At 54.8% G+C, this 25,277-nt stretch carries 25 protein-coding genes; 23 read left to right on the top strand and 2 right to left on the bottom strand.

All coding sequences use genetic code 11. The features are described from left to right. Position 1: 1 nt before the first annotated feature. The gene (locus B0B07_RS04715) at positions 2–2,185 is read left to right on the top strand and encodes a malate synthase G (protein ID WP_076757179.1); all 2,184 of its coding nucleotides are present in this window, start codon (positions 2–4) and stop codon (positions 2,183–2,185) included. A gap of 172 nt (positions 2,186–2,357) precedes the next feature. On the opposite strand, the gene B0B07_RS04710 is transcribed toward B0B07_RS04715, so the two are convergent. Then, positions 2,358–3,227 (bottom strand): D-psicose 3-epimerase, encoded by an 870-nt coding sequence (locus tag B0B07_RS04710; RefSeq protein ID WP_076757178.1) that lies wholly within the window; start codon positions 3,225–3,227, stop codon positions 2,358–2,360. 143 nt (positions 3,228–3,370) lie between these two features. On the opposite strand from B0B07_RS04710, the gene B0B07_RS04705 reads away from it, so the two are divergent. The 22 genes from B0B07_RS04705 (at position 3,371) to B0B07_RS04600 (ending at position 24,687) form a co-directional block, all read left to right on the top strand. After that, entirely contained in the window at positions 3,371–4,108 is a 738-nt protein-coding gene (locus B0B07_RS04705; RefSeq protein ID WP_076757177.1) for a GntR family transcriptional regulator, read from the top strand. 22 nt (positions 4,109–4,130) lie between these two features. Beyond that, positions 4,131–5,666, top strand: a complete 1,536-nt coding sequence (gene xylB, locus B0B07_RS04700; protein ID WP_076757176.1) for a xylulokinase — start codon at positions 4,131–4,133, stop codon at positions 5,664–5,666. After that, the gene (locus tag B0B07_RS04695; RefSeq protein WP_076757516.1) at positions 5,666–6,523 is read left to right on the top strand and encodes a class II fructose-bisphosphate aldolase; all 858 of its coding nucleotides are present in this window, start codon (positions 5,666–5,668) and stop codon (positions 6,521–6,523) included. Before xylB ends, B0B07_RS04695 begins: the two co-directional genes overlap by 1 nt. 17 nt (positions 6,524–6,540) lie before the next feature. Continuing rightward, entirely contained in the window at positions 6,541–8,025 is a 1,485-nt protein-coding gene (locus B0B07_RS04690) for a xylulokinase (protein WP_076757175.1), read from the top strand. Positions 8,026–8,053: 28 nt separating this feature from the next. Next, positions 8,054–9,121 (top strand): galactitol-1-phosphate 5-dehydrogenase, encoded by a 1,068-nt coding sequence (locus B0B07_RS04685; RefSeq protein ID WP_076757174.1) that lies wholly within the window; start codon positions 8,054–8,056, stop codon positions 9,119–9,121. Then, positions 9,118–10,047, top strand: coding sequence for a 1-phosphofructokinase (gene pfkB, locus B0B07_RS04680; RefSeq protein ID WP_076757173.1), 930 nt, complete (start codon positions 9,118–9,120; stop codon positions 10,045–10,047). Before B0B07_RS04685 ends, pfkB begins: the two co-directional genes overlap by 4 nt. Before the next feature lie 25 nt (positions 10,048–10,072). Further along, the gene (locus B0B07_RS04675; protein ID WP_076757515.1) at positions 10,073–10,849 is read left to right on the top strand and encodes a glucose 1-dehydrogenase; all 777 of its coding nucleotides are present in this window, start codon (positions 10,073–10,075) and stop codon (positions 10,847–10,849) included. Between the two features lie 153 nt (positions 10,850–11,002). Next, a complete protein-coding gene (locus B0B07_RS04670; RefSeq protein WP_076757172.1) occupies positions 11,003–12,076 on the top strand; it encodes a substrate-binding domain-containing protein in 1,074 nt (357 codons plus the stop codon). A 113-nt stretch (positions 12,077–12,189) separates the two neighbouring features. Further along, positions 12,190–13,668, top strand: a complete 1,479-nt coding sequence (locus B0B07_RS04665; RefSeq protein ID WP_076757171.1) for a sugar ABC transporter ATP-binding protein — start codon at positions 12,190–12,192, stop codon at positions 13,666–13,668. 5 nt (positions 13,669–13,673) lie between these two features. Continuing rightward, a complete protein-coding gene (locus tag B0B07_RS04660) occupies positions 13,674–14,633 on the top strand; it encodes an ABC transporter permease (protein ID WP_076757170.1) in 960 nt (319 codons plus the stop codon). Between the two features lie 15 nt (positions 14,634–14,648). After that, the gene (locus B0B07_RS04655; RefSeq protein ID WP_076757169.1) at positions 14,649–15,683 is read left to right on the top strand and encodes a zinc-dependent alcohol dehydrogenase; all 1,035 of its coding nucleotides are present in this window, start codon (positions 14,649–14,651) and stop codon (positions 15,681–15,683) included. Between the two features lie 13 nt (positions 15,684–15,696). After that, entirely contained in the window at positions 15,697–16,722 is a 1,026-nt protein-coding gene (locus B0B07_RS04650) for a zinc-dependent alcohol dehydrogenase (RefSeq protein ID WP_234982245.1), read from the top strand. A 111-nt stretch (positions 16,723–16,833) separates the two neighbouring features. Beyond that, on the top strand, positions 16,834–17,784 hold the full coding sequence (locus tag B0B07_RS04645; protein ID WP_076757168.1) for a phosphoglycerate dehydrogenase: 951 nt from the start codon (positions 16,834–16,836) through the stop codon (positions 17,782–17,784). Continuing rightward, the gene (locus B0B07_RS04640; RefSeq protein ID WP_076757167.1) at positions 17,781–18,740 is read left to right on the top strand and encodes a phosphotriesterase family protein; all 960 of its coding nucleotides are present in this window, start codon (positions 17,781–17,783) and stop codon (positions 18,738–18,740) included. The genes B0B07_RS04645 and B0B07_RS04640 overlap by 4 nt, the downstream gene beginning before the upstream one ends. 37 nt (positions 18,741–18,777) lie before the next feature. Continuing rightward, a complete protein-coding gene (locus B0B07_RS04635; RefSeq protein WP_144264287.1) occupies positions 18,778–19,719 on the top strand; it encodes a shikimate dehydrogenase family protein in 942 nt (313 codons plus the stop codon). 34 nt (positions 19,720–19,753) lie between these two features. Next, on the top strand, positions 19,754–20,332 hold the full coding sequence (locus B0B07_RS04630) for a glucose-6-phosphate isomerase family protein (protein ID WP_076757165.1): 579 nt from the start codon (positions 19,754–19,756) through the stop codon (positions 20,330–20,332). A 14-nt stretch (positions 20,333–20,346) separates the two neighbouring features. Continuing rightward, the gene (locus tag B0B07_RS04625) at positions 20,347–20,988 is read left to right on the top strand and encodes a bifunctional 2-keto-4-hydroxyglutarate aldolase/2-keto-3-deoxy-6-phosphogluconate aldolase (protein ID WP_076757164.1); all 642 of its coding nucleotides are present in this window, start codon (positions 20,347–20,349) and stop codon (positions 20,986–20,988) included. Positions 20,989–21,057: 69 nt separating this feature from the next. Then, positions 21,058–21,678 carry an HAD family hydrolase gene (locus B0B07_RS04620; RefSeq protein ID WP_076757163.1) on the top strand — a complete coding sequence of 207 codons (621 nt, stop codon included), beginning with the start codon at positions 21,058–21,060 and terminating at the stop codon, positions 21,676–21,678. A 247-nt stretch (positions 21,679–21,925) separates the two neighbouring features. Further along, entirely contained in the window at positions 21,926–22,405 is a 480-nt protein-coding gene (locus B0B07_RS04615) for a pyridoxamine 5'-phosphate oxidase family protein (RefSeq protein WP_076757162.1), read from the top strand. Between the two features lie 209 nt (positions 22,406–22,614). Next, positions 22,615–23,094, top strand: a complete 480-nt coding sequence (locus tag B0B07_RS04610; protein ID WP_076757161.1) for a toxin-antitoxin system YwqK family antitoxin — start codon at positions 22,615–22,617, stop codon at positions 23,092–23,094. 16 nt (positions 23,095–23,110) lie between these two features. Then, entirely contained in the window at positions 23,111–23,587 is a 477-nt protein-coding gene (locus tag B0B07_RS04605) for a toxin-antitoxin system YwqK family antitoxin (RefSeq protein WP_076757160.1), read from the top strand. A 377-nt stretch (positions 23,588–23,964) separates the two neighbouring features. Next, positions 23,965–24,687: an endonuclease V gene (locus tag B0B07_RS04600; protein ID WP_076757159.1), complete on the top strand. Its 723-nt coding sequence runs from the start codon at positions 23,965–23,967 to the stop codon at positions 24,685–24,687. A 151-nt stretch (positions 24,688–24,838) separates the two neighbouring features. On the opposite strand, the gene B0B07_RS04595 is transcribed toward B0B07_RS04600, so the two are convergent. After that, positions 24,839–25,270, bottom strand: a complete 432-nt coding sequence (locus B0B07_RS04595; RefSeq protein WP_084186545.1) for a hypothetical protein — start codon at positions 25,268–25,270, stop codon at positions 24,839–24,841. Positions 25,271–25,277 lie beyond the last annotated feature (7 nt).

Here is a 25,277-nt window from a genome sequence, read left to right as displayed (position 1 = left end):
AATGGGGATGTACAAGGAAATCGGCAAATTGAAAGTTGCACAGACGCTCTGCGAATTCATTGAAGAGGAAGCGTTGAACGGAGTAGGCGTCGACAAAGGTTCCTTCTGGAAGGGCTTTGAGCAGATTGTTGAGGAATTTGCAGGAAGGAACAAATCGCTGCTCGAAGAGAGAAAGCGCCTTCAGAAAATAATCGATGACTGGCATGAAAAAAATGAGCCGTTCGATCCAGGACGCTATCAATCGTTTTTAAAAGAGATCGGATATGTTGAAGATGAAGTGGAAGATTTCACGATTTCCACAAGTGGCGTTGATTCGGAGATTGCCAACCAATCGGGTCCTCAACTGGTCGTCCCGCTGGATAACGCCCGCTTCGCCTTGAATGCTGCCAACGCCAGATGGGGCAGCCTGTACGATGCGCTGTATGGAACAGATGTGATCGGCGGGGAAAGTGGAGAGGGACCGACCGCGGGATATAATCCGGTGCGGGGCAACAAAGTGATCGAGTACAGCAAGGCGTTTCTGGATGAAGTCATTCCATTGAAAGGGGCTCAGCACCGGCAAGTTGTCCAGTACTCCCTTTCGGATGGTTCGTTGAGCGCAAAACTGAGTGACGGCTCAAATACGTCCCTGATAAACCCGGAAGCATTCATTGGGTATCAAGGCGATGCGGCCGATCCCCATACATGGCTCTTTAAAAACTACGGAATTCATATCGAATTGAAAATCGATCGGGATGATCCGATCGGAAGCACGGATGAGGCAGGGGTTAAAGACATTCTGCTTGAAGCCGCGTTGACGACGATCATGGACTGTGAAGATGCAGTGGCGGCAGTGGATACAGAAGATAAACTGAAGATCTATCGAAATTGGCTTGGCCTGATGCAGGGAACATTAAGCGCCTCCTTTGAAAAGGAAGGAAAACGGATCACCAGGGTGTTGGCGGCAGACCGTGAGTATCAATCCGCAAACGGAGACCCGTTCTCCTTGAAAGGACGCTCATTGCTACTGGTCCGCAATGTCGGTCATTTAATGACGAGCGAAGCAGTGATGACCGCCAATGGAGAAGAAGTTCCCGAAGGAATCATCGATGCTGTGGTGACCAGTCTCATCGCGATGCACTCGTTCGATGAAAAATCGGCCTATGGGAACTCTGCCGAAAAATCGATCTATATCGTAAAACCGAAAATGCATGGTTCAAAAGAGGTGGCATTCACCAATGACCTGTTTGACCGTGTGGAAGACCTGCTCGGTCTGCCCCGCCACACCATCAAGATGGGTGTGATGGATGAAGAACGCCGGACATCCCTAAATCTGAAGAACTGTATCTTCGAAGCGCGGGAGCGGATTGTCTTCATCAACACAGGGTTCCTGGACCGGACCGGGGATGAGATCCATACAGCCATGAAAGCAGGGGCCATGATCAGAAAAAATGACATGAAGACGGCCAATTGGCTGCAGGCTTACGAACGTTCGAATGTACTGCAGGGTCTTCTGGCAGGCTTCAGGCAACGTGCCCAGATCGGCAAGGGGATGTGGGCGATGCCGGATCAAATGAAGGCAATGCTCGAACAAAAGATCAATCAGCCGCTTTCCGGCGCCAGTACGGCATGGGTCCCGTCTCCGACCGCGGCCACATTGCATGCGATGCATTTTCATCAGGTCAACGTGCAAGAAATCCAGCTGCACATCACCGGAAACAGGAGCGAACTCAGAACGCAGATGCAGGAAGTTCCTTTGTCTGATCATGTCTGGTCGGATAAGGAGATTCAAGAAGAACTCGAGAATAACATCCAAGGGATTTTAGGGTATGTGGTGCGTTGGATCGATCAGGGGATCGGGTGTTCAAAGGTGCCGGACATCCACGGCACCGGACTGATGGAGGACCGGGCCACCTTGAGGATCTCCAGCCAGCATCTCGCCAACTGGCTCATGCACGGAGTGTGCACGGAAGAGCAGATCACCGGGATGTTAAAGAAAATGGCGAAAGTCGTGGATGAACAAAACATTCAAGATCCGAATTACCGGCGTATCGGCGACAACTACGACAACTCCCTTGCTTTCAAAGCTGCCCACGAACTGATTTTCAGCGGCGCCGAGCAGCCAAACGGCTATACGGAGCCTATCCTGCATTACTGGCGTAAAGAGGCAAAGAAAGAGTATGCCAAAACGGGCGTTTTGAAATGAATTAATATCGAGGAAGCCGGAGAAAGTGATGGCTATGCTGAAAAGAGGAACGCCCTGATCTGACCACGATGCGGTCAAGTCAGGGCGTTCTTTTTCCATCGCTTCCTTGATGTAAGCATTCGGTTCTGAGATGGCGAGAACGCAAGTGATGGTGAACTGAAAATCGGAAGCCTTATCTGCCGAACTTCTCTTTCACAAACACCAGCGATTCAGCCAGGTCCCGGTCCAGCTGTTCCTCGCGGGTGTCCGCGGAGAGTTCCCGCCAGACCCGGATATCCCGGCCCACCTGTCCGCCTGTTTTGACGAATGGTTCCATCACTACGTAGCCGGTGTAGTCGATCTCCCGGAGGGCATCGCCGATTTCCTGCCACGGGATGGATCCCTTGCCCGGGACTTTCCGGTTCGCTTCGCCGATATGCAGGTGGCCGAGGTGGCGTCCGGCCAGGCGAAGGGCATCGGCGATGTTGTCTTCTTCGATATTCATATGGAATGTATCGAGCATCACTTTGACGTTCGGTTCATTGACTTCTTCCACATAGCGCATCGCTTCCTGTGCGTCATTGAGCAGGAATTGCTCGAAGCGGTTGAGGGTTTCGACCAGCAGGATGATGTCGTATTGTTTGGCGTAGCGGGCCAGCTCTTGCATGCTTTCGATGCTATGCCGGCGTGCGGTTTCTTTGTCGACCGGTCCCGAGTAGTCTGCCGGCCAGTAAGAATAGATGGTTCCGCCGACCCGGTCGATCCCCGCTTTGTGCATGGCATCCATCACTTTCTTCATGAAGGCGATTCCTTCTGCACGGACGGAGGCGTCAGAAGAGGATACGTCATATTGTTTCGGAAGGCCGATGCCCGCGGTGAGCAAAACTTCATGCTCTGCAGCGAGCTCTTTGAGTCGCCGGAGCTTGCTGTCCGGCAGGCTGACGAGGCCGAGTGCGGCCACTTCCAGCACGTCGAATCCGAGATTCTTCACTTTTTCGATATAAGGTTCAAAGTCCGTGTCCCATTCATTTTCCCAGTATGCAAAGTAGACCCCGTATTTCATTTCATCCCCTCCGATTTTTGCTAGGTTCCTTTGTAATGATATTGCGATGTAGTGACTAAATGATATAATATTGAAAGCGATATCTTTCCGTCAAGTGTGAAGATTCGACTTAATATATTTTGATTGGCAATGAGGTGCAGGCATTGAACAAGTTAGACAAAAGTGTTCCGATTCCCCTTTATTTTCAGCTGAAGGAATTGATCTTAAAGCAAATTCAGGATGGTACGTATCAGGTCGAGGATGCCATCCCGACAGAAAAAGAACTCAGTGAAATCTTTGATATCAGCCGGACGACTGTCCGCCAGGCCATTACCGAACTGGTCCAGGAAGGTTGGCTGTACCGGGTCAAGAGCAAAGGCACGTTCGTCAGGACACCTAAAATTTCGCAGAGCTTCATCCAGGCACTCGGATCGTTCAACGATCAGATCCGGGCGCTCGGGATGTCGCCATCCACGGAGATCCTCGACTTTGAAGTGATTTCCGCGCCGGAGCAGGTGGCGGAACATCTGAAACTGCAGCAAAAAGACAAAGTCATCTATATCCACCGGAGGCGCTTCGCGGACAACGAACCGATCGTCATGGTGAAGACGTACCTGCCGTACAAACGGTGCAAATTTGTATTGGACCATGATCTGGTGAAGGAATCCCTTTATCCGGTCCTGGCCATGCAGGAAGACACATCCATCAACAAAATCCGGCGGTTCATCGAAGCGGTCGAGGCCAACCCGTATGACCGTGAGCACCTGAGCGTGGAAAGCGGGAGCGCAATCCAGAAGTTCGAGTCGATCGGATACAACGTAAAAGACGAACCGATCGAGTACTCAGTCGCCCGTTATCGGGGAGATAAAAACCGATTTGAAATCGTGATCACAGCAAAATAAGACGTAACGAGGGGGAAGTCGTGTGGGACAGTACATTTTGGCGCATGACCTGGGGACATCGGGAAACAAGGCTTCTTTATTCACGGCGGAGGGACGGATGGCCGGAAGCCGGACCGTCTCTTATGGCACCCGCTATTTCAATGAAAAATGGGCGGAACAGAATCCGCAGGACTGGTGGGAAGCTGTCTGTCGGTCCACGAAAGAACTGATCGCGGAGCAGGGAATTGATCCGTCCGATATTGAGGTTGTCAGCTTCAGCGGACAGATGATGGGCTGCCTGTGCGTGGATGGCGAAGGCCGGCCGCTGCGGGATTCGATCATCTGGGCGGACCAGCGGGCGGTCAGGCAGGCGGAACAACTCGGGGAGCACCTGACCCAGGAAGAGTTCTACCGGATTGTCGGTCACCGCAATACGCCGTCCTACGGAGTACAGAAATTGATGTGGATCCGTGAACATGAGCCGGAAATCTATGAACAGACTTATAAAGTCCTCAATGCGAAAGATTACATCGTTTTTAAGCTGACGGGGGAATTCGTAACCGATTATTCGGATGCAAACGGCATGGGCTGTTTTGACCTGAACAGCCTCGATTGGTCGGACCGCATTGTCAAAGCGAGCGGCATCGATCCGGCCAAGCTCCCCGAGCTGCGCCCGTCGACTTACATGGCGGGAGGCGTTACCCGGCAGGCCGCGGCAGAATCGGGAATGGCCGCCGGAACGAAAGTGGTGATCGGAGCCGGAGACGGCGTGACTGCCAACATCGGTGCGGGATCGGTGGAAGAAGGGAAAACGTACTGCTCGCTAGGCACTTCCGCCTGGGTGACGACGACTGCGAAAGCGCCCATTTTCGATCCGGAGATGCGGACGGTCACTTGGGCGCATGCCATCCCCGGATACTACGCTCCGAACGGAACGATGCAGTATGCGGGCGGCGCGGTCAGCTGGATGAAAGATGCGGTCTGCACAGACGAGCAGGCAACGGCCGACCGTGAGGGGCGCAATGTCTATGACTCGATCAATGAACAGGTTGAACAGGCTCCGGCCGGCTCGAACGGACTGCTTTTCCTTCCATACTTGCTGGGGGAGCGGGCACCAAGATGGGATGCTGCCTCGAAAGGGTCGTATATCGGCATCACATCCGAAACAACACGGGCTGAACTTCTCCGCAGTGTGATGGAAGGGGTCACGTATAACCTGGGCATCATCCTGGACGTTCTGCGGAGCCACATCGAGATCGAGGAACTGATGCTGATCGGCGGCGGGGCGAAAAGCGGAGCGTGGCAGCAGATCATCGCAGATGTGTTCGGCCTGGATGTTTCCGTACCGACGATCCTGGATGAAGCGGGCTCTATGGGGGCGGCCATCATCGGAGGTGTCGGAGCCGGGATATTTGAAGATTTCCGGGTCGTGGACCGTTTCCTTGAGGTCCATCATTCGGTTGAGCCCAACCCGGATCACCGGGCGGTCTATGACCGGGCCAAGAAGCGGTTCGATGACATGTATTTCGCCCTGCGCCCGGTCTTTGAACAGCACCAGTCGAAGGGAGAATGGAACTGATGACGCTTGTGACGACGAATGAGATTCTCCGGCATGCGATGGAACATGGCTACGGTGTCTGTGCGTTTAACGTCGAGAACATGGAAATGGTGCAGGCTGTTGTGGATGCGGCGAAAGAGACTGCATCCCCGGTCATCATCCAGACATCCGCCAATACCGTGAAATATGCGCCGATGGATATGTACATGGCGATGGTATCGGCAGCCGTCAAGGATGCGGATGTGCCGGTTGCGCTCCATCTTGATCACGGAGACGGGGCCGGACTGGCGCTGAAGGCGATCCGTGCGGGCTACACATCGGTCATGATTGATGCCTCCAAGCAGCCGTTTGAAGAGAACTTGAGGATGACCGCCGAGATCGTCGGACTCGCAAAACCGGTCGGTGTATCGGTCGAGGCGGAACTCGGGAATGTCGGCGGAAAGCCGGGGGACCCGGAGTACGGAACGGACGGCTATACGAAAGTGGAACAAGCGGTACGATTCGTCGAACAGTCGGGGGTGGATTCGCTCGCGGTGGCGATCGGAACGGCGCATGGCGTGTATCACGGGGAACCGGTCCTCGATCTCGAGCGGCTGCAGGAACTCCGGGATGCACTGGACGTGCCGCTCGTCCTCCACGGGGCATCCGGGCTTACCGAACAGGACGTCCGGAATTGCATCCGGCATGGGATCAGCAAGATCAACTATGCGACGGAACTCCGGATTGCGTTCACCGAAGCGGTCAAGGAGTACATCGGCATGAATGAAGACTTTGTGGATCCGAAGAAATTCACCGGCTATGCACGGGACCGGGTGAAGGCAGTGGCCATCGAAAAAATGAAGTCATGCGGGAGCCATTCCCAGGCCACCGGATGGTGAGAAGGTTGTGAGCGAAGATGAAACGATTATTGCTTGGAATCGACATCGGCACTTCTTCGTGCAAGGTGGCGGTATTTGAAGAAGACGGAACAGTTGTGGTCCAGTCCTCTTCGAATTACCCGCTCTACACGCCGGAGACCGGATGGGTGGAACAAGAACCCGATGAATGGTGGGAAGCGGTCTGCCGGTCAGTGAAAGAGTGCCTGGCGGATGAAGCCGTTGATCCCGCCGACATAGCGGCCATCGGTCTAGCAGGGCAAGGGTGGTCCGTGATTCCGGTCGACCGGAACGGTCGGGTGCTCGGCCGGACCCCGATCTGGATGGACACACGGGCTTCGGAGATCGTCGGGCGGCTGAAGCTTGAAATCCCGGACGAGGAAGTGTTCTCGGTCTCCGGGAATTCATGGTCCCCGTCCTACTCGACGCCGAAAGCCGTCTGGCTAAGGGAAGAGCGGCCGGATGTATTTGAACGGACGCATAAGTTCCTGCAGAGCAACGGGTTCATCGGGATGAAGCTGACCGGCCGGATGACCGCCGACCGCAGCCAGAGCTACGGCTGGCACTTTTATAACCCGGTGACGTTCGACTATGACCGGGACATGGCGGCGCGGATCGGCATCCCGATGGAGAAGCTGCCCGATCTCGTCGCCTGCGATGAAATCATCGGAACCGTGACGGAGAAAGCGGCTGCCGAAACCGGCCTGCGGGAAGGCACCCCCGTGATTGCGGGCGGCCTGGATGCCGCATGCGGGACGCTCGGGGCAGGCGTGATCCGTCATTACGAAACACAGTTGCAGGGCGGCCAGGCAGGGGGCGTCAGCATCTGCCTCAACGAGCCGAAAACCCATCCGAAGCTGATCTTTTCTCCGCATGTGGTGCCGGATCGGTACCTCCTCCAGGGCGGGACAGTCGGAGGCGGAGGCGCTCTCCGGTGGTTCCGGGAAGAATTTGGCGAAGACCTCGGTTTTGACGAGCTCACACGACTCGCTTCAGAGGCGCCGGAAGGATCGGGCGGGGTTGTGTTCCTTCCGTATCTATCTGGTGAACGGAGTCCGATCTGGAACCCGAGAGCCAAGGGGGTCTTTTACGGCCTGAGCTACAAGGAGAAGAAAGCCCATGTCACCCGCGCGGTGCTGGAGGGTGTTGTTTTTTCGGTTTATCACAATCTGCTGACGGCGGAAGAAGCGGGCGTCCGGATCAGAGAGCTCGATTTCCATGCGATGGGCGGTGCCGCAAACAGCGAGCTGTGGATCCAGATGTATGCGGACGTGACCGGATGCCCGATCAAAGTGCCTGGATCGGATACGGCGACGACTCTCGGTGCGGCCCTGCTTGCCGGAGTGGGCGCCGGCATCTACCGGGACTACGAGGAAGCGGTGGAGAAGACGGTTGACGTCCAGCGGGAGCACACGCCCGATCCGGAGAAACGGAAAAAATATGAGCCGTCTCTGGATCTGTATCTGAATCTGTCGAAAGTGTTGAGCGAGGGCGTATTTCAGTGAACGGAATCGATGAAAGAAGGTATGTGTGATGAAGGCCGGTGTGTTGCATGGCAAGGAACAAATCCTCTTTGAAGAAGTGGAAACCCCGGTACCGGGTCCGGGTGAGGTCCTGGTGCGGGTGATGTACACGGGAATTTGCGGCTCTGACATCCCGCGGGTGAACGGGGAAGCGGCCCATTATTATCCGATCATCCTCGGACATGAATTCTCCGGGGAAGTCGTGGAAACGGGAGAAGGCGTATCCGGAGTCCGGCCGGGGGACCGCATTGCGGGCGCTCCGCTTTTGCCCTGCATGAACTGCGAACACTGTGAAAACGGGGACTATGCACTTTGCGGTGATTACAGCTTCATCGGTTCGAGACGGGACGGAAGCTTTGCCGAGTACGTCGTGCTTCCTGAAGCGAACGCCATCCGGTTCGATGAGTCGGTCCCTTATTGGAAGGGGGCCTTCTTCGAGCCGATCACCGTGGCGCTCCATGGGATCCGGCGGCTGCCGTTCAAGCCCGGCTCGTCCGTGGCCGTGCTCGGCATCGGGAATATCGGCTTCTTCACGCTTCAGTGGCTGAAGGCGCTGGGCGCCGGTTCCGTGACGGTGTTTGACATCAATGACGAACGGCTGGAGCTTGCCCGTCAGTACGGTGCAGATGAATGCATCAATACCTGTGATCCGGATTTTGCCGTGCAGCTGCAGGACGGACAGGGGAGGCGCAGGGAGTTCGATTTTGTGTACGAGACGGCGGGCAACACGGCGACGATCAAGCAGACATTCGGCCTGGTGAAAAAGAAAGGGGCCGTCTGCCTCATCGGTACGCCGACGAGGGAGCTGACTTTCTCCGTGGAAGAATGGGAAGCGCTGAACCGGAAAGAGTTCACGCTCACCGGCTCATGGATGTCCTACAGTTCAGGCTTCCCGGGCCAGGAATGGAAAGAGACCGCCGAGGCGATCCGTTCCGGCACCATCCGGTTTGATGAATCGCTGCTTTACCGGGTGATGCCGCTGCAGGACATTTCCGATGCGTTCGGGATGTTCCGCACACCGGGCAAGGTAAAGGGAAAAGTTCTCATCCAAAGCGGCAATCAAGAGGGCCTTCAATGATTTTGACGGTTACGCTGAATGCAGCGATCGATCAGACGTACCGGCTGGAGCGGCTGTACGCGGGAGAAGTGAACCGGGTGGCCCGCGTCATCCCCAGTGCCGGCGGCAAAGGGTTGAATGTCGCCCGTGTGGTCCACTCGCTGGGGGCGGAAGTGCGGGCAACCGGTGTCCTCGGCGGACGGAACGGTGACAGGATCCGGGACCTGCTGGAGCAGGAGCATATACCGAATGATTTCTTCGATGCTCCGATCGAGTCCAGGATCTGCATCAATATCATCGACGGAGACGGCACTTCCACTGAACTGCTCGAACCGGGAGATGAGGTTGACAATCGGACGGTGGAGGGCTTCATCGGCCACTTCAAGGAACTTCTGAAAGATGCCCGGGTCGTCACGCTTTCGGGCAGCGGCCTGAGGGGCATGCCGGACAATATGTATGCCCTGCTGGCGGAGGCGGCGCATGAGGCAGGCAAACCCGTGATCCTTGACTCGAGCGGGCGATGGCTGACCGAAGGGCTGAAAGCCGCGCCGACCGTGATCAAACCGAACCGGGACGAGCTCGTGCAGCTTGCCGGAATGGAGCTGGATGAGCCGGGCGTGGTCAGATTCTGCCAAAACTATATCCGGGCGGGGATCCGCCATGCGGTCGTTTCGCTTGGGAGTGAGGGCGCCATCCTCGTCAGCCGGGAAGGAAGCTACCATGCCCGGCCGCCGAAGCTCAGCACCGTCAATACGGTCGGCTCCGGGGACGCCATGGTCGCCGGTCTCGCCGTCGGACTCATGAATGGCAGCGCCCCCGAAGAACTGCTTCGCCGGGCGGTGGCAGTATCGGCAGCCAATACGCTGACTGAACAGACCGGCTTTGTCGTCGAAGAAGAAGCGGGGCGCCTGTATCAGGAAATCCGGGTGGAACGGCTGGGCCATTAACAAACAGATCAGGGAGATGACAAACGTGGATATTCTGAAAAACCTGTTTTCACTTGAGGGGAAAACAATTTTGGTGACCGGGGGCGCACAAGGCATCGGCCGTGCGGTCGCCGATCATCTCGCAGGAGCGGGGGCGAACATTGTCATCTTCGACCTGCAGGGGGAGAAGGCGGAGGCGGCTGCCGGGGAGATTGCGGAAGCATACGGCCGGAAGACGTTTTCCCGGCAGGTGGATGTGACGGACTATGACGGCATCCGGAAGGCACTAGAAGAATCCGTACAGGAGATGGGGCAGATCGAAATGCTCTTCAACAATGCGGGCATCGTCATCCAGAAGCCGGTCATTGAAGCCACTCCGGAAGAATGGAAAAAAGTGATCGACGTGAACCTCAACGGCGTCTATTATGTGGCGCAGCTGTTCGGCAAGTATCTGATCGAAAACGGCATCAAAGGGTCGATCGTGAACACCGCGTCCATGTCGGGGATCATCGTCAATTACCCGCAGCTTCAGGCGTCCTACAATACGTCAAAGGCGGGCGTGACGCATCTGACCAAATCCCTTGCCTATGAATGGGCAGAGCACGGAATCCGTGTCAACTGCATCAGCCCGGGATATATGTTTACGGAACTCACTTCCTATGTCCGGGAAGACTGGCGGGCAAAGTGGGCGGAATGGACGCCGATGCAGCGTCTCGGGAAGCCGGAAGAGCTGGCCGGCGCAGTCATTTATCTTCTCTCGGATTCCGCTTCATTTACTACAGGGGCAGAGCTGGTAGTGGACGGCGGCTTTACGATCGTCTAAAATGCTTGCTGTTTTGAGTTAATTTTCCATTCAGAAAAATATTTAAAATACTATTGAAAACGCTAACAGTTGATTGTATAGTATTAATACATTGTATTGTCACTACATTACAATACAGCGACGTAATGAACTTACCGAATGGGGGATAAAAAGATGAAGAAGTGGTTGGGGTTTGCGTCTGCAGTTTTGGCAACATCGTTGTTTGCTGCCGCATGCGGCGACACGGAGGGCGGCGGATCTGCCGAAGGCGGGAAAGACGGGGAGAAACAGCTTGAAGTCGGATTTGCTCTCAAAACACAAGATTCGCCTTACTTCGTATCACTTGCCGATAAGGTAGAGAAATATGCAAAAGAGCAAGGCTGGAAAGTGACGATCCTGGATGCAGGCGGCGATGTCCAGAAGGAAGCGGCCAACATGGAAACGTTCATTGCACAGGGCAAAGACTTGATCTTCCTTGATGCGATCGAGCCGGACGCGGTTGTGCCGAGCATCGACAGCGCGGCGGAAGCCGGCATTCCGGTCATCAACCTGGACAGCGGCGTTGCGGAAGAAGCGAATGACGTGACGACGGTTTACTCGGATAACCGCCAGAACGGCCGTCTTGTCGGTTTGGAATATGCCAAGAAGATGGGCGATGAAGAGATCAAGGCAATCGTCCTGAGCGGTGCGAAGGGGAACGTTGCAGGCTACGAGCGGCGCACCGGGCTCTTTGCCGGGATCATCGAAGGGAAACTGGGTGTTTCCGAAGATGAAGCATGGAAGCTCGCCGAAGAGTTTGAATCCGCGCTCAGCTCGAAAGGCAAGGCAACGAACGAGGAAGCCAAGTTCTCTGTTGTAGGCCAAGGCTGGGGCAACTGGACTGAGGAAGAAGGCCTGAAGGCTGCGGAAGACCTGATCACCGCCAACTCCGATCTCACAACGGCCCTGGGCGAGAACGACCAGATGCTCTTCGGAGCGATGACTGCGCTGGATAATGCAGGCATCAAGGATGTGGATATCGTGGCAGCTGCGGATGGCGCCGTTGATGCGTTTGACCGGATCAAAGAAGGCGGCTACTTTGCAACAGGACTCAACAGCCCGACGCTTGTAGCTGAAAAGGGAATAGAAATCGCCAAGGAAATCCTGGTGGACGGAAAAGATCCGGAAAGTTATGAAGAAGTGACGCTGACGGAGCCGGCTGCGATCACGAAAGAAAATGTGGAAGAGTATTACGATCTCGGATTCTGATCAGTTTCCGATTCAGTGAGCAATGATCCTCCCGGCTTCCGGGAGGGTTTCTTTGCGAAAGGGACAGAAAAAAGCCCGGAACGTGCGACCTTGAGAAAGGAGAGAGGCTGTATATGACTCCTGAGTATATTGTCGAAATGAACCATATCTCAAAACACTTCGGAGGCGTCAAAGCGCTGCAGGACGTGCACCTGAACGTGAAGCGCGGGGAAATCCATGCGCTGATCGGTGAAAATGGTGCCGGTAAATCCACCTTGATGAAAATCCTGGCGGGGGCCTATCCGAAAGACGAAGGGACCATTCTGATTGACGGTGCAGAAGCCACGACGGCCACGCCGCGTGCCATGCTCGATATGGGCGTATCCGTCATCTATCAGGAATTCATGCTGGCACCGGATCTGACGGTCGCCGAAAACATTTTCATCGATCATATGCAGCAGGGTCTCTTCATCAATTGGAAAGACCTGAAGCGCCGTGCAAAAGAACAACTTCAGAAAATCGGATTCGGCAACATCGATCCCGGAAAGAAAGTCGGAGAGCTCAGTGTCGCCTATCAGCAGATCGTGGAAATTTGCAAGTGTCTGGCGAAAGATTCAAAGGTGCTCGTCTTTGACGAACCGACTGCCGTCCTGACCCATTCCGAGACCGAGAAACTGCTGGAACTGATCGTCAAGCTCAAGCAGGAAGGCGTGACGATCCTCTACATCTCACACCGGCTGGAAGAGTTGTTTGCGATCAGTGACAAAATCACCGTCTTGAAGGACGGGAAGTATGTCGATACCGTCGAAACCGCCTCCATCACGAAGGAGCAGCTGGTCACGATGATGGTCGGCCGGGAAATCGAGCAGCTGTTCCCGGAACGTAACGCCGAGATCGGGGAGGAAATCCTCCGGGTTGAGAACCTGGCTGCGGGAGACCTCGTTGAAGACGTGTCCTTCTCCCTCCGGAAAGGCGAAGTGCTCGGATTCAGCGGGCTTGTCGGTTCGGGCCGCACGGAAACGATGCGCGCCATCTTCGGGGCAGATAAAAAGTCTTCTGGAAAGGTGCGCTATTTTGGAGAAGAAGTCAACTTCAGAAGTCCGAAGCAGGCAATCCGGAAGGGGATCGGCCTTCTGCCTGAAGACCGGAAAACGCAGGGGCTCCTGCTGAAGCAGCCAATCCGGTATAACGCGACACTCGTATCCCGCCAGGGGAATGGCTTCATTAACCATAAAAAAGAGCAGCAGGAAGTCCGTGAGCTTCTCGCGCGGATCGCCACGAAGTACGGATCCACGGAAGACAACGCAGACAGCCTGAGCGGCGGGAACCAGCAAAAAGTCGCCTTGGCCAAATGGCTCGCGGTCGACACGAAAGTCATCATTCTGGATGAGCCGACCCGCGGCGTGGACGTGGGCGCCAAAACAGAGATTTACCGCATCATCAATGAACTGGCCGAAAGCGGCGTCGGCGTCATCATCATTTCTTCGGAGATGGCCGAGATCATCGGTGTGTGTGACCGGGCAATTGTCATGAGGGAAGGCCGGGTGACCGGCGAAGTTCCAAAGGAAAACCTGACTGAAAACCATTTAATCAAACTGGCGATGGGGGTTTAACATCGATGGAAGCAACTAGAAAGAAATTCGACTGGAAAGAATTCATTATCAACAACAATACGTTCATTATCCTGTTGCTGTTGGTCATCGTCAGTGCTTTCTTATCTGATACATTCCTGACGACGATGAACTTGCGGAACATTCTCCTGCAGCAGGCCGGGCCGATCTTGGTGGCCATCGGGCTTCTGTTCGTCATCCTCGCCGGCGGCATTGACCTGTCAGTCGGCTCGATCATGGCGGTCGGAGCCACCGTCTCTGCCATTCTGATCACGGACCTCGGAATGCATTTCTCCGTTTCGATCGGTGTTGCATTGATCATCGGCCTCGCATTCGGCCTCTTCTCCGGCATCCTGGTCGCATACGCCGGCATTCAGGGCTTCGTTGCGACGCTTGCCACGATGACCATTGCCAGAGGGGTCGCGTTCGTCCTGACGGAAGGGCGTCCGGTAAAAGTGGAAGCCGGCACGATCAGCACGCTCGTCAGCAAAGATTTCATGTACCCGATCATCTGGATCACCATCCTTCTGATCATTGTCTTCACCATCGTCCACCGATACACCGGCTACGGCAGGAAAGTCATCGCGATCGGAAGCAACGAGACCGCGCTGAAGCTTGCGGGTGTCCGGACGAAGCAATACATCATGTCGACCTATGCGCTTTCGGGAGCGCTTGCCGCGCTTGCCGGTGTGTTTGTCGCAGCCCGGTCCTCGACTGGGAGCGCGACGGTCGGCACAGGGCAGGAACTGGATGCCATTGCGGCAGTCGTCATCGGCGGGGCCAGCCTGATGGGCGGCCGCGGATTTGTTCTCAACACCGTCGCCGGTGCCCTCATCCTGGGGCTGATCGGCAACATCATGAACCTGATGGCCGTCCCTTCCTATCCGCAGGACATCATCAAGGGTGTCATCATCATCGCGGCAGTGCTTCTGCAGATTGCCACGAGCAAACGGGATCGCACGATTTAAGGAGGGCAACCATCCATGAAATCATTGGTAGTGAACCAGGACGGAAAGCTGGAAGTCCAGGAAGTGGACATGCCTGAGATCACTGAACATCAGGCATTGGTCAAAATGCTCAGCTGCGGCATCTGCGGGACTGATGCGACGATCGTCCAAAGGACGTTCAAAGGGTTTGGGACAGAAAATTATTCGTTGGTCTTGGGTCATGAGGGCTTTGGTGAAGTGGTCGAAGTCGGTTCGGCGGTCACCCGGTACAAAAAAGGCGACCGGGTCATCCTCCCGTTCGTCCCGGCCCCGCGCCAAAACGGACAGCAGATCGGCTCCGGCTGGGGAGCATTCAGCGAATACGGGATTGTGGACGATCTGGATTCCTATCCGGCGGATGCTGCACCCGAGACGGCCCTGGCCCAGCAGGTGCTGCCGGAGTCGATCGATCCTCAGGAAGCTCCGGTGATCGTGACGCTGCGTGAGGTGCTGAGCACGATCCGTTATTTCAACATTGATCCGGACGAAACCGTCCTCGTGTATGGAAGCGGCCCGGTTGCGATGGCGTTTGTAAAGCTCCTCCGGCTGTCGGGCGTCTCTGATGTCGTCTCGGTTGTCCGGAGTGCAGAGAAAGCAGCGCTGATGCAAGGATTCGGTGCCACCCGCTGCATCAATAGCAGGGAGGAAGACATCGGGATTGCCGTAAAAGGACTTTATCCGGACGGCGTTAAATATGTGCTCGATGCCGTAGGATCGAAGGAAATCCTGAATGAGGCGCTTACCTTGCTGAAAGACCGGGGCGAAGTATTGTGCTATGGAGTCCCCAAAGCGAATGCCATGGAACTGGACTGGTCTTCCGCGCCGTATAACTGGAAGCTGAACTTCCAGCAGATGCCCTACAAGGAAGAAGAGGCGCAGTGCCATGATCAAATCATGGAATGGCTGGGACAGGGAACGTTGTCCCTCTCAGAATTCATCTCAGAAATCGTCGATTTCGAAGAGGTGCTGGAAGCATTCGGGCGGTACCTGGACGGACAGACATCGAAAAAAGTAGTCGTAAACTTTAACTGATGGGGTGACCGATATGAAAATGAGACAGGCGGTTATGACACAACCCGGCACAATCGAATTTCACGAAACAGACATCCCGGAACCCGGTGAACGCCAGGTCCAGATCAAAATCAAGAAGATCGGCGTCTGCGGATCGGATATCCATGTGAACCACGGGACGCACCCGTACACCTCTTTCCCGGTCGTCCAGGGCCATGAGGTATCGGCGGAAGTTACGAAGCTCGGAACGGGCGTGACGGAATACAGTGAAGGGGACCGGGTCACCGTACAGCCTCAAGTGGTTTGCGGCCGGTGTTTCCCTTGCCGGAACGGCATGTACCACGTATGCGAAGACCTGAAAGTAATGGGCTTCCAAACGACCGGAATGGCCAGCGATTACTTTGTGGTCGATGCGGACTGGCTGACCCGTCTTCCGGAAGGAATTACATATGATGAGGGCGCCATGGTGGAACCGCTCGCGGTTGCCGTCCATGCGGTCCGGAGGATCCGGGACCTTGAAGGGAAGAACGTGCTCGTCATCGGCGGCGGGCCGATCGGAAACCTTGTTGCCCAGACTGCAAAAGCGTTCGGTGCCGAGAAAGTGGTCGTTTCCGAACTGAGCAAAGTCAGGCTCGAAATGGCGGAAGAAGTGGGCCTGCACACGATCAACAGCAAGGAAGAAGATTTGGATGCGGGCATCAACCGGCATTTCGGGGACCGGAAAGCCGATGTGATCTTTGAATGTGTCGGATCCAGCTACACGGTTGCACAGGCGATTGAAAAGGCCCGGAAAGGAAGCACGGTCGTAGTGGTCGGCGTGGTTTCGGCATTGACGGAAGTCAACATGGGGTTTGTCCAAGACCATGAACTGACCGTCATGGGCAGTGCCATGTACCAATCGTCCGACTTCGATGGAGCCGTAAAGCTGATCACGGAGAAGAAAGTCCAGCTGTTTCCGCTGATTACGGATCATGTGGATTTCGAGGCTTATGCCGATGCATATACTTTGATCGAGGACGAGAAGGACCGTGTGATGAAAGTGATCATCGATATGGAGTAAGGAGGCGAATGCTGACGCCGGCGGATCGTCCGCTTGTGTCTTTCCTCCTATTGTAATGTCATGACATAATAATGTACCTTAAAAGTGAATATATACGAATGAGGTGGACGAATGGATAAAGTGCTCATTACTCCGAAATCGTTTCACAAGTATAAAGAGGAACCGCTTCGCATGCTGGAGGCGGAAGGATATGAAGTCATTCTCAACACTTCGGGAAAGACATACTCCGAAGAGGAATTGATCGAGATGGCGCATTCGGGCGTCAAAGGAATCATCGTCGGGGTCGACCCGCTCAGTGCCGATGTGCTCGATGCATGCACGGATCTGAAAGCCGTATCCAAGTATGGAGTCGGGATGGACAACATCGACTTGGAGCGTGCGAAGGCCCGCGGCATCCACGTGAAAAATGCGGTTGGCACAAACAGCATTTCTGTCGCGGAACTGGCGATCGGATTGATGTTTGACAGTGCACGCCTGTTGTCCGCCCATATCGAAAGGGTCAAAGCCTCCAATTGGGACCGGGTCATGGGGATTGAACTGACCGGGAAGCATCTGGCCGTAATCGGCGGGGGGCAAATCGGCAAAGAGGTGGCCATGCGTGCCAAGGGCCTTCAAATGCAGGTCACGCTGTATGATCCGTTTTTCAAAGACACGCAGTTTTTGGATGAGTACGGGATCGCGCGTTCGGAAGACTTTCTGTCACTCGTAGCGGACGCTGATTTCATCACCCTCCATCTGCCTGCCACAAAAGAGACCCGCCATATGATGAACGCGGAAGTCTTTGCAAAGATGAAGCCGACGGCGATTCTCATCAATACTGCCCGGGGTGAACTCGTGGATGAGCCGGCGCTGTATGAGGCGCTCGTCAACGGTGAAATCGGCGCTGCGGCACAGGATGTCTATTCGAAAGAGCCGCCGGAAGAGGATGACCCGCTTGTCGCCCTTCCGAATTTCCTCCTGACCCCCCATCTCGGAGCATTTACCGGAGAAGCCGTGGAGCGAATGGCCGTCACCTCCACAAGAAACTTGCTGGAGATGCTCAAGGAGCGCAATGACGCATGACTCAGGAACTGCGCATTACAACGGTCAGGGGAAGCATCCATCCGGAAGAGATGGGGGTCTGCCACAGCCATGAACATCTGTTCATCAAAAAGGGCCAGCCGGAGAAACTCGACCGGGCGTTGAGGCTCGATGACTTCAGTAAAACCCAAGAAGAGGTTGAGCGCTTCAAGAAAGTGGGCGGGCGGACGATTGTCGATGCCCAGCCGCTTGGAAGCGGACGGGATGTGGCCAATCTCGTGAAACTGGCAGCCGATACCGGCATCAACATCATCGCTTCGACCGGGTTCCATAAGTCCGGATTTTATCCTGACTCGCACTGGATCCGGGAAAAGTCGGTCGGGGAGCTGGCGGACTTATTCATATCCGAAATCCATGAGGGGATGTTCGCGGACGGGGAAGAAGGATGGCCGCAAATGAGGACGACGGCGAAAGCCGGACTGATCAAAACGGCAGCCGATCTGGAAGGACCCGTCGGAAGATACGCAGAGATGTTCGAGGCCGCTGCGATCGCTTCCGTGGAAACGGGGACACCGATCATGAGCCATACGGAACTCGGCTACAAGGCAATGGAACAGGTCGTGTTCTACAGTACCCGGGGAGTGCCGGTGAGCCGGCAGATCATCTGCCATCTCGACCGGAGGATGGAGAATGCTGACGATATGCTGAGGGTTGCCGAAACCGGCGTGTATCTGGAATTGGATACAATCGCCCGCTTCAAGTATCACTCGGATGAAGAGGAAGTCCAATTGATCCGGATGCTGATCGATCACGGGCACGAGGACCAGATTTTGCTGGGCCTGGACACGACCCGCAAAAGAATGAAAAGCTACGGCGGCGAAATCGGGCTCGACTATCTGATCGGCACCTTCCTGCCTCTGCTGGCCGAATCGGGCGTGACCGAAACCCAGGTCAAGAAAATGATGATCGGGAACCCGGCGCGTGCCTACAGCAAATGAACACCAAGAAATGAGCACCGAGAGAGGAGCATCCGAATTGATCCAGATTGAAAAAGCGAAAGTCCCGACGATGTATTTCATCGGTGTCACGACGACCAAGTCATCCATCATGAAGCTGTTCCCTGAATGGGCAAAAGCGCTTGGACTGAACAATGCAGTCCTGAAGGGCATCGACCTGGAGATACATGCGGATCCGGAAGAATACCGGGAAGTGGTGAAGTTCATCAAAGAAGACGAGCTGTCACTCGGCGCGCTCGTCACCACCCATAAGATCGACCTTTATGAGGCCGCAAAAGATCTGTTTGATGAACTGGATCCATATGCCCGGATGTTCGGAGAGCTGTCGTCGATCTCCAAAAAAGACGGAAAACTGTGCGGACATGCCAAAGACCCGATCACGAGCGCACTGGCGCTGGAGCGGTTCGTCCCCGAAACGTATTGGCAGGACCATGAAGGGGAACTGCTGCTGCTCGGGGCAGGCGGAAGTGCGATTGCCATCTCCTCCGCGCTGCTCGATCCAAAGCACGGTGACAACACGCCGTCCAGGGTGGTCATTACGGACATCAACGAGTCCAGGATGAATGAAATCAGGCACATCATCCAGAAAGTCAATCCGGCCATTCAGGTTGATTATCACCTGGTTGGCGACACGGAGGAAAACGGCAGATTGCTGGAATCCCTGAAGCCGCATTCCCTCGTGATCAATGCGACCGGAATGGGGAAAGACCGGCCGGGTTCCCCGCTTCCCGGGAATGCCAAGTTCCCGGAGGACAGCCTCGTCTGGGAACTGAACTACCGGGGAGAACGCGAATTCATGCATCATGCGCTTGACCAGAAAGAAGCGTTGAATCTACATGTCGAGGACGGATGGATCTATTTCCTGCATGGCTGGACGCAGGTCATTGCGGAAGTCTTCCATCTTCCGATGACAAAAGAGCGGTTTGAACGGATCGAAGATACATCTGACAGCATGCGCTGAACCGAGCACCGATTAAGGAAACGGAGGAATCATCATGACGAAAACGAATCTTGCAAATGCAACTCTGTTTGACCTGAACACCGGATTATCGAACGAGGAAGAAAGCGTAAAGAGACATCTGTCCGACATGAAGAAACTGTTCCATGATACGGAAGCGCTGGAGCAGCAGCTGGACAACGGCGACAACCCGCTCATCTATGAATACTATGCACTCGACCTGCCCAATACGGCCGGGGATATCCAATACGGGACGAGCATCGTCTATCCAGGCACGCTGAACGGTGAATATTACATGACGAAGGGCCATTTCCACGAAATCCTGGAAACCGGAGAAGTTTATTTCTGCCTGAGCGGACAGGGATACATGCTCATGGAAAGCCCCGAGGGCGAATGGGAAATCGAAGAACTCGTACCGGGCCGTGCCGTCCAGGTTCCACCGCGCTACGCTCACCGGAGCATCAACACAGGCAATGAACCGATGGTGACATTCTTTACCTTCCGTGCGGATGCAGGCCATGACTATGGCTCGATTGAAACAAAGGGCTATCGCAAGCTGGTCGTTGAAAAAGACGGGAAACCCGAAATCATCGACAATCCGAAATGGGCACTTTAAGGGGAACGATGCAGATGCGCAAGGGAGAAATCTTATCGAGAATCGAAGAGAGCGGACTGGTCGCGGTTGTGCGGGCAGACAGTTCCGACCAGGCAAAGCGGATCACGGAAGCGGCAATGAAAGGCGGAGCCGCTGCGATGGAGATCACGTACACGGTCCCCGGGGCAACGGAAGTCATCCGTGATCTTCAGGAGGAATTTGGAGATGAACTGATCGTCGGGGCGGGCACCGTCCTGGATGCAGAAACCGCCAGGATCGCGATTCTTGCCGGAGCCCGATATGTCGTGAGCCCTTATCTGGATGAGGACACGGCACGGCTTTGCAATCGGTATCAGATTCCGTATATGCCCGGCGTCATGACGATCAAGGATGTGATCCGGGGACTTGAATGCGGTTCGGAAGTCCTGAAAGTCTTCCCGGGTGAACTGATGGGGCCGAAAGTCATCAAAGCGATCAAGGGGCCGGTCCCGCAGGCAAACCTGATGCCGACCGGCGGGGTCACCGTTGACAATGTCGGCGACTGGATCCGTGCCGGGGCCGTCGCCGTCGGGGCGGGCGGCAGCCTGATTGGAAAGCCGGAAATCGACGGCTATGAGAAAATCACAGAAAAAGCCCGGCAGTTCATCGGGAAGATTCAGTCCGCCCGAAATGAATGAGCAGACCAGATACCCGGATCATGCATCAAGCCATGATCCGGGTTCACTTCATGTGAGGAGGCTGTTGGAATGGACAGTATTATTTTTGATCTCGATGGCACCTTGTGGGATTCGAGGGGAACGGTGGCCAAGGCCTGGACGCAGGTTGTCAAAGATTCGGACAGTGTGCGCAGGGAAGTGACAGAGAAGGATCTGAAAGGGACGATGGGCCTTCAAATCCACGAAATCGCAGATGTCCTCTTTGATGACTTGAGCAAGGAAGAACGGATGAAACTGATCCGGGCCTGCTGCCGGCAGGAGCTCCCGGACCTTGAGCGGGACGGCGGAGAACTGTATGAGGGACTCGAAGAAACATTGAGCAAGCTCGCTGAAACATACCGGCTGTTCATTGTCAGCAACTGCCAGGAAGGCTATATCGAGTCATTCTATGCGTACCACGGGCTGGGCCACTATTTTGAGGACTTCGAAAACCCGGGAAGGACCGGCCTCAGCAAAGGAGAAAATATCCGGCTGATCATCGAACGCAATGGATTGCAATCTCCGGTTTATGTGGGGGACACGGAAGGAGACCGGACGGCCGCAGAATTTGCGGGCATCCCCTTTGTCTTTGCCTCCTACGGATTCGGCCAGCCCCGAAGATATGATGCGCGGATCGGGAGTGTGGGCGAGCTGGTGGGGTTGAGGTTTTAGTATTGTTGCTGCTTCTATCTGATACCGGACAGTGACTCAAGGTGATATAGGTAGGGACTCAAAACAATTTTGGTAGGCGATTCAAGACCGATACGTAGGGACTCAAAGTGAATTGGTAGGGATTCGGTATGGATTGGTAGGGACTCGGCATGGATTGGTAGGGACTCGACGATGCTTGTCCGCCGCATCCGCATAAACCGCCGATGGACCGGGTACTGTATCTGCATAACCGAAATGAGGTGATCAGATGAAGCAAGAGGAATTGGAGACGCTGAGGGACCTGATCAAAGATGTGGACACGGCAATGCTGACGACGGTATCCGATGAAGGCCTTGTATCCCGGCCGATGAAGACGCAGGAAGTCGAGTTTGACGGGGACCTGTGGTTTTTCACGAAGAAAGAGACCGACAAGTACAGGGAAATCCTGCATGAACAAGACGTGAACGTGGCATATGCCGGCAAGTCCTATGTGTCCGTGCGGGGACGGGCGGAAATCGTTGAGGACCTGAACAAGAAAAAAGAACTGTGGAGCAAAGCATACGAGAAGATCATGCAAACGACCTACGATGATCCCGATGTGATCCTGATCAAGGTTCAGGCAGAAGCCGCAGAATACTGGGAAACAGGCAGCCTCATCAAAAACATTGCATTTATGTACAAGCGGATGAGGGGGAAGGATGCGGAGTCGGCGGGTGTGAATGAGACGGTGCAGCTGGACGATAAATGATTCAGTCCGAAATATAGGGAGGGGGCGGGATGCTCTCCTCCCTTTTATAATGCTTGCAGAAACTCCACATCCTTCTTCCGGCGCAGAAGGCTATGATAAACTATGGAAAACATCTGTGAAAGAGTCTGGAGCGAAAATGCCGATGCCGAATTGTCTGCACTGCGAAACATTACTTATGGATCAGATTACTTTCCCCGAGGTTCTTAAATATGGAAAATAAGCTATTGACCAAAGATGAAGTCGGTGAAATCGGTTACGATTACAGCGATTTAGAGATGGCTCCCCCTGATGACGTTTTGTTTATCACAGAAGGAGATTCGATGGATGACTGGGTGCCGGTCACGGGTGTGGTGTACGATTTAGATGACGACGGGGAAACCCTGCTTTATTACGGAGAATACGAGTCCGGTCTTCCCCATGGAATATCTGTTGATTTCCATTCCAACGGGCGTTTGAAGCGGAAGTGCCACATTTTTCACGGGGCGATTCATGGGGAGGACCAACAATGGGATGCTGAAGGTAAACTCGTGTTTCAAGGCGAGCACGTCCATGGTGTCTTGGCATGGTATAAAAAGTGGAATTCTGCCGGCGAGCTGATTGAGCAGCAAAAGGAGCCGGCTGACGATATGTTAAACCTGATTGAAACACAACGGAAGTTTTATGAAAACCGTGACTGGAACCTGCGGTAGGCTGAGGTGATCAAGCGTGGATGAGCATCTACTGAACAGAGAAGAATTAATCGAAAAAGGGTACGACTATGATGATCTGGAGATGGTCCCGTCAAGCGACCAATTGTTTGTTCGGACCGGTGAGGAAGGGGACGACCTGGTTCCGGTCAATGGACTGGTTTATGAGCTGAGCGAGGGGGACGGATCGCTCCTGTATTACGGGGAATTCGAAAACGGCCTGCCTCATGGGATCTCCGTTGATTTCCACCCGGGCGGCGGGGCGAAGGAAATTCACGCTCATTTTCATGGGCCGATCCACGGGGAGCGGAATAGGTGGAACAAGGAGGGCTGTCTCGTGTTATGGGGGGAATATGCGCATGGTCATGAGCTAAGGTTGAAAATATGGGATGACTCCGGCCAACTGGTTGAGGAGAAAAAGGAGCCGGATGACAGTCAGTTGGGCATAATTGAGAAGAGCCGTGAATTCTATAGAAGGCATTATGGAGGAGATTGAGCGTGTACACACCTGTTCTATTGAATGGCGTTCTGTATGGTGACTTCGTTTGAAGAGTGGATGGATGACGGGCAGGGTGGCGAGAAACTCAGGGCATTCTGTTAGGAATGCCCCCTGCCGTTTGGCAGTTATTTTATGTTCTTCGTGCAGGATTTCCTGACGGCCGGTGGCCAAAAAGAACTGGCCGGATGAAGCGTCCGGACTCAGCTATGATTTTCTTGAGAATAATGGCTGTCCGGAATGTTGAGGAGGATTCAAGCCGTTTCATCGGAGAACAGACCGAACCGGATAGGACAGGCTCAGTCTGAACAGTTCTCAACGTGATACGATGGGAATCGTAGTTCTGTCGCCCTGAATCAGCAAAGGAAGTGGGAAATGTGCAGTTGAATGACGTCTATTCCCTTCGGACGGAGCCGGAGGAATTTATTCATATCCAGGAACGGCTGGCGGGACAGATTGATGTAAGCCGGCCGTTGCGGCTGGATGACCTCCGGACAGTCGCCGGCGTGGACTTGGCATACGCGGGTGAAGAAGAAGGTGAGACCGGTTTCTGCCATATTGCCGTGTTCGATGCAGCCACGATGCAGGTGGTGGAGCGAGCTGAGGCCGTCGGCAAGATCGACGTTCCGTACATACCCGGTTTTCTGACATTCCGGGAACTGCCGCTCATCGTTGAAGCTGCGCGGAAACTGGAAACGGTGCCGGATCTGTTCCTGTTTGATGGGAACGGGATTCTTCACCCGAGGAGGATGGGGATTGCGGCACATTCGTCATTCTTCCTTGGCCGGCCGACCATCGGCGTGGCCAAAACCTATTTCAAAGTCCGGGAGACGGAATATGTTGAGCCGGAGCGGGAGAAGGGCAGCTGGACGGACATCATCGTGGACGGGGAGGCCTTGGGACGCGCCGTCCGGACATCTGCCGGCGTGAAGCCGGTCTTTGTTTCGCCGGGCAACGGGATTGATTTGGATTCAGCGACGGAGGTGGCCCTGTCGCTCACCGGTTCCGAAAGCCGCCTGCCCATTCCTGTGCGGGAAGCGGATATGGCGACCCGGAGGATGCGCCGCAGATGGGAAGAGGAACAGAAATCATGCCCGTGATCCCGTATGGGCGCCAGGGGTGTTGCTCGTTCGGCGGGCTTGGCCTGCTTGTGGCAACTCATGAAGAAATGGTCATGCGAATAAAATGGATTGCCCGATTTGGGCAATCCATTTTGTTTTGAATCGGTTCTTATTGAATTTCAGACGCTCCCTAGACTACAGCCGAAATATCCACCCGAATCTCATCGCCGTATCCAACACGCGCGATCATCCAATTCTCTGATAGCATCTGTTCCATACCGGCCAGCTGCTCCTGATCCAAGACAAGGTCCCTGATGCCGGTTTCCATTAATTCATAGTCCGTGCCCGGCTCGATTCCATACCGTAGCCGCAACAGGTTCTGCAATCCTTTGAACGTGACGAATTTTACGCGGTAGCCGAGTGAAAGGATGGCTTGAAACCCCTTCAGGTTCTGTTCAGCCAGCATCGCCAGCTCACTGAAATCAAAACGGGCGTTCAGTTCTCTCCAGTTATCCGTATCGCCTTGCCTGGCCTGCGCAAGGATCTCCTCATCGGAAATTCCATTGCTGCGCAAGGTTTCAATCAGGTAGGCGTCCATTAAAGAGATGCGTGGAAGCTCCAATTTAAAT

This window comes from Edaphobacillus lindanitolerans, from assembly GCF_900156305.1.
Taxonomy (GTDB): Bacteria; Bacillota; Bacilli; order Bacillales_A; family Planococcaceae; genus Bhargavaea; species Bhargavaea lindanitolerans.
This window is presented reverse-complemented; position numbering and strand designations above follow the sequence as displayed.